7 protein-coding genes are annotated in these 4128 nt (G+C 68.4%); 1 reads left to right on the plus strand and 6 read right to left on the minus strand.

The window, feature by feature from the left end:
• On the plus strand, positions 1-447 hold a 447-nt coding region (locus tag GGD89_RS19190; protein ID WP_184049014.1), incomplete at its 5' end, for a transposase.
• 6 nt (positions 448-453) lie between these two features.
• Here the strand turns inward: GGD89_RS19190 and GGD89_RS19195 are convergent.
• The 6 genes from GGD89_RS19195 to GGD89_RS20745 are packed head-to-tail and all read right to left on the minus strand — an operon-like array spanning position 454 to position 3974.
• On the minus strand, positions 454-816 hold the full coding sequence (locus GGD89_RS19195) for a hypothetical protein (protein ID WP_184049017.1): 363 nt from the start codon (positions 814-816) through the stop codon (positions 454-456).
• 4 nt (positions 817-820) lie between these two features.
• A complete protein-coding gene (locus tag GGD89_RS19200; protein ID WP_184049020.1) occupies positions 821-1237 on the minus strand; it encodes a hypothetical protein in 417 nt (138 codons plus the stop codon).
• Positions 1230-2276 carry a phage tail protein I gene (locus GGD89_RS19205; protein ID WP_184049023.1) on the minus strand — a complete coding sequence of 349 codons (1047 nt, stop codon included), beginning with the start codon at positions 2274-2276 and terminating at the stop codon, positions 1230-1232. Before GGD89_RS19205 ends, GGD89_RS19200 begins: the two co-directional genes overlap by 8 nt.
• Positions 2269-3372, minus strand: coding sequence for a baseplate J/gp47 family protein (locus GGD89_RS19210; RefSeq protein ID WP_184049026.1), 1104 nt, complete (start codon positions 3370-3372; stop codon positions 2269-2271). The genes GGD89_RS19205 and GGD89_RS19210 overlap by 8 nt, the downstream gene beginning before the upstream one ends.
• Entirely contained in the window at positions 3369-3728 is a 360-nt protein-coding gene (locus GGD89_RS19215; protein ID WP_184049028.1) for a GPW/gp25 family protein, read from the minus strand. The genes GGD89_RS19210 and GGD89_RS19215 overlap by 4 nt, the downstream gene beginning before the upstream one ends.
• Before the next feature lie 60 nt (positions 3729-3788).
• The gene (locus tag GGD89_RS20745; RefSeq protein WP_184049032.1) at positions 3789-3974 is read right to left on the minus strand and encodes a PAAR domain-containing protein; all 186 of its coding nucleotides are present in this window, start codon (positions 3972-3974) and stop codon (positions 3789-3791) included.
• Between the last annotated feature and the right edge of the window lie 154 nt (positions 3975-4128).

Genomic DNA, 4128 nt, shown 5'->3' on the forward strand with positions numbered 1-4128 from the left:
CCCGGCGCCACATGGCAGCGCTGCCAGTTCCACCTGGCCCGGAACGCCATCCACCACGCCCCGACGCTCGCCATCCGCAAGCGCATCGGCGAGGACCTGCGCGCCGTCTGGAACGCCAGGGACCTGCAGGCCGCCGAGGCTGAACTGGCCGCCCTGGCCGAGAGCTACCGCAAGGCGGCCCCGAAGCTCACCGAGTGGCTGGAGGCCAACGTCCCCGAGGGCCTCGCCGTCTTCACCCTGCCGAAGCCGCACCGCCGCCGCATGCGGACGTCGAACCCGATCGAGCGGGCCGTTCAGCAAGAGATCAAGCGCCGGACCAAGAAGGTCCGCGTCTTCCCAAACGAGGCCTCACTGCTGCGCCTCGTCACCGCCATCCTCGCCGAGATCGACGAGGACTGGACCACCACCGACCGCGTCTATATCAACATGGAAAACCGGGATGACTGAGGGACCTCAGGCCGAATTTCCATCCTTCAGGTTGCTCAATCGGGTGGCCACGGCCTTGAGGGTGGCGGCGCTGTCCTGGCCGACGATGTAATTGGCCTCCAGCACCACATACCAAGTGCCCGCCGAGGCGATGACCACCGTCTCCGTGGTGTCGAGGCGCACCGTCAGGCTGTACCCGTCGCGCTCGACCACCGCGACCGACACCGGGTAGTCGGGGTCGGCGCCCTCGGAGACCGCCACGGACAGCCCGCCACCAGGCGCCAGCACGAAGCCCCAATAGATGCCGGGGTCCGTGACGCCGGCCAGCTTGCGGTTCAGGGCGTGGCTTGCGTATTGCTCACGCCATTTCACGTCCACGATCAGGGGCATGGTGCTACTCCGCCGGGAAGTTCAGGTGCACGAAGTGCTCATACCGCTTGTCGGGCGTGATCCACTCCGGGAGGAACGAGACCGCCGCCACCAGCGTGTCGGCCTGGTCATACAGGCCGATGACGGTGGCGCGCGTGGGCTCACTGACGGCGCCGGCCGGCACGACGCAGCGGATCAGCGCGGTTTCGTCCTCGGCCGACCCCTCGGTCGCGGCCGTGAAGAACTCGCCGGGGATCGCCGTCGACGTGAACGGGGGCTGGATGGGCACCGGGACCGCGCCGCTTTCGTCGATCCACCCCAGCCCCAGCCGGAACGAGACGATGTGGACACATGGCCCCACGTTGACCAGGGACGCCGCCATGCGGCGGTACAGCCCCTGCAGGACTTTGGCCTGTTTCCAGACGGGATCGGGATCAGGCATGGACAGCCTCCATGGCGATGTCGAGGGGGTAGACGTCGGCGGGCGTGCCATCCAGGGACGGCATCAGGTCGTAACCCCGCGCCGGCTCGGCGCGGGCAGGCGTCGGCGTGTCGTCCATGTTCATCCCAAGGCTCGCGAGGGACGGGCTCAAGGCGATCTCGCTGGCGGGCAAGGCCAGCGCGCTGGACGACGGGGCGGGCGCGGCGGGCGTCAGCGTGGCCACGGAGACCACCGTGCGCTGGACCAGTTCCATGGGCGGCACCAGCTCGCCCTCGCGATACACCAGCGCCAGGTCCATCTGCGGGCCTTGGTCGGCGTAGCCCTCGGACAGGCGGCGGTCCAGGCGCGACGGGCGCCCCCAGATCACGGCTACGGGCGAGACGTCGACCACCTCGCGCCGCTGCTCGAACGGATCGGGGTCCAGCTGCTCGGCATCCAGCGCCGTGATGTCGAACACCGGGAACCAGGGGATCCGGGCGCGGGTGGTGTCGATCACCAGGCGCTCGTCCGTGATGCCGTCCGGCCCGATGGGCATGTCGAACTCGACCGCGAATGCAATCCAGCCGAGGTGAGAGCGGACGTTCTTGTAGGCATCCACGGCCCGAATGATGGCGTCCGTGGCCTCGGCGCCCAGCAGCTGGTCGCGCCGCACCGGCGCGCGCACGGTCGCGCGCAGCCCGAACTCGTAGGGGCTCAGGCCGTCGCCGGCGGGCTCGAACCACTCGACGATGTCGGCGCGGACGCCGAGGGCGTCGAGCGCCTGGCGGACGGCCCAGCGCGTGCCCTTGTAGCGGTGCAGCTCCAGCGCCTGCTTGACCAGGTCGCGGCGCTGGCGGTCAGTCAGGGCCAGCTCCCAGCCCTCCGGCCCCATCACATGGAACTGCCAGCCCAGATGGGGCAGCGCCGAGGCGTCCACGCCGTCAATGTCGTAGATCAGGACCTTCGAGAGGTCGAGGCCCTCCAGGCGATCCATCAAGGCCAGCAGGGTCCGCGACCGCTCGTCGCGAATGCCGGCCGGGAGAAGCCGTTCGTCAGCCATCCGCCACCCCCACCACGGCGATGTTGATGGACGTGGCGTTGGCCCACTCGAAACCGTCCAGGACGCGCTCTTCCGGGGACAACACGGTCACGTCATACACCCCCGGCACCGACAGCGCGGCGATGATCTGGGCGTGAATGAGGTCCCGCCCCAGCCCGTTGCGCCGATCCGCCGCATAGCGAGCCGCCGCCGTCGCCGCTGCCGCCTCTACGCTCGCCTGATCGGCACCGCGTAGCAGGGTCAACTCGACCGACAGCGCATACGGCACCTCGGTGGGCGGCAGCACCTCGACCTTGTCTGTCATTGGCCGCGTCTTCTCGGCGCTCAGTGCGACGGTGACCAGGTCCAAGATCTCCGGAGCTGGAATACCATCCACACCCAGCGGGTAGAGCTGAACCACGCCTGGGGTCGGGCTGATCACGCCGGCGTCCACAAGCGACTGATGCGCACTCATGACGTGCCAGCGATACGCGCCCCTGGAACCGGCGACGGTAAAACGTTCGGGCGCCTCCTGGACGCGGGCCCGCAGGCGCTCATCATCTTCCACCGCCGCGCCGCCGTATGATGTGGTGGCGTTCTCAATCGCCACGCCGGGGACAGGGTCCATGACCGTGGCAATGTCGCCGGGCAGGTAGCCGTTCCCAGCTTCCCCGACCTCCGACGCCACGGCCTCGACCTCGCCGGCAATCGCACCGGCGGCGATCACCAACGCACGGGTGGTGCGGAAAATCACCGCGCCATCCCTGGACTTGATACGGGTGCCGGCAGGCACCGTGACGTCGACATCGGAGGCGGCCGCCAGCGACGCCTGAACCGTGACCGCCGCCGGGCGCGCGGGCAGGCGAACCACGCCCAGTAGGGCGCCGAGGTGGTCCAGGTTCACGCCGGTGGCATAGGCCACCATGTTCTGCTTGGCCGTCTCCTGGATCGCGATCCTGACCAGCGTCTCGGAATAGGCCAGTAGATCGACAAGCAGCCGCTCCACTTGCGCCGGCAGCAAGGCGCGGCCCGACATGGCCTCGTAGGCCGAGATCAAGTCCCGCGTGATGTCGACCGGATCACGGTCGACGAAGTGCGGCTCCGGAAGCGCGCTCACAGTCGCACCTCTGTCACCGTCTCCAGGGCATCGCGGGCAATCTTCCAGGTGATGCGCAGAACCACGCGGGCGTTTTCAATCGCCGGCTCCACCGACACCAGAATGGCGCGGGGCTCCCAGCGCTCGATGGCCAGCGTCACCTCGCGCACCAGGTGCGGCGCGGCGCGATCCACGGGCCAGTCGATGTATTTCCAGATGTCAGAGCCGAACTCAGGTCGATGGGGATCGCTGCCCTTGCGCGTCAGCAGGATGGTCGCAATGCACTGCGCGATGTCGTCGATCCCCTCGACGACATCGCCATCCGCGCCCAGGCGCGGCTGCCAATGCACGGCCTTGATGTCCTGATGTCTGATCATGCGGGCAGGCTATGCCTGCCAGGGGCGCAGCCATGCCCGGAAAGCCTTCCGGGCAGCAGGTCACGGACCGGCAAAAACGTCCGGAGACCCCGTCATGACCGACGACCCACATGCGACCGGATCGCCGATCCGGCTGATCTGCAGGGAGTTAACGTACACCGTCGGCGACCCTGAGGCCAGGATGCTGTCATGGCACCAGCAGTTCTCAGGATGGGGTTGGAGTGTGTCGCAACCGGGTCTGGCGATTGAAGGGACAGGTGAGGAGGGGCGGGCTCAGGGTGGTTGCGGTGGTGGGACTCCGGTTATGAGGGTGCGCATGAGGGCGGACCAGGACGGGAAGACGAGATAGGCGGTGATGGTCGCCAGATGGGTGAACATCCGGGTGCGGGCGCGGAAGCGC

The organism is Roseospira visakhapatnamensis, assembly GCF_014197915.1.
Taxonomy (GTDB): domain Bacteria; phylum Pseudomonadota; class Alphaproteobacteria; order Rhodospirillales; family Rhodospirillaceae; genus Rhodospira; species Rhodospira visakhapatnamensis.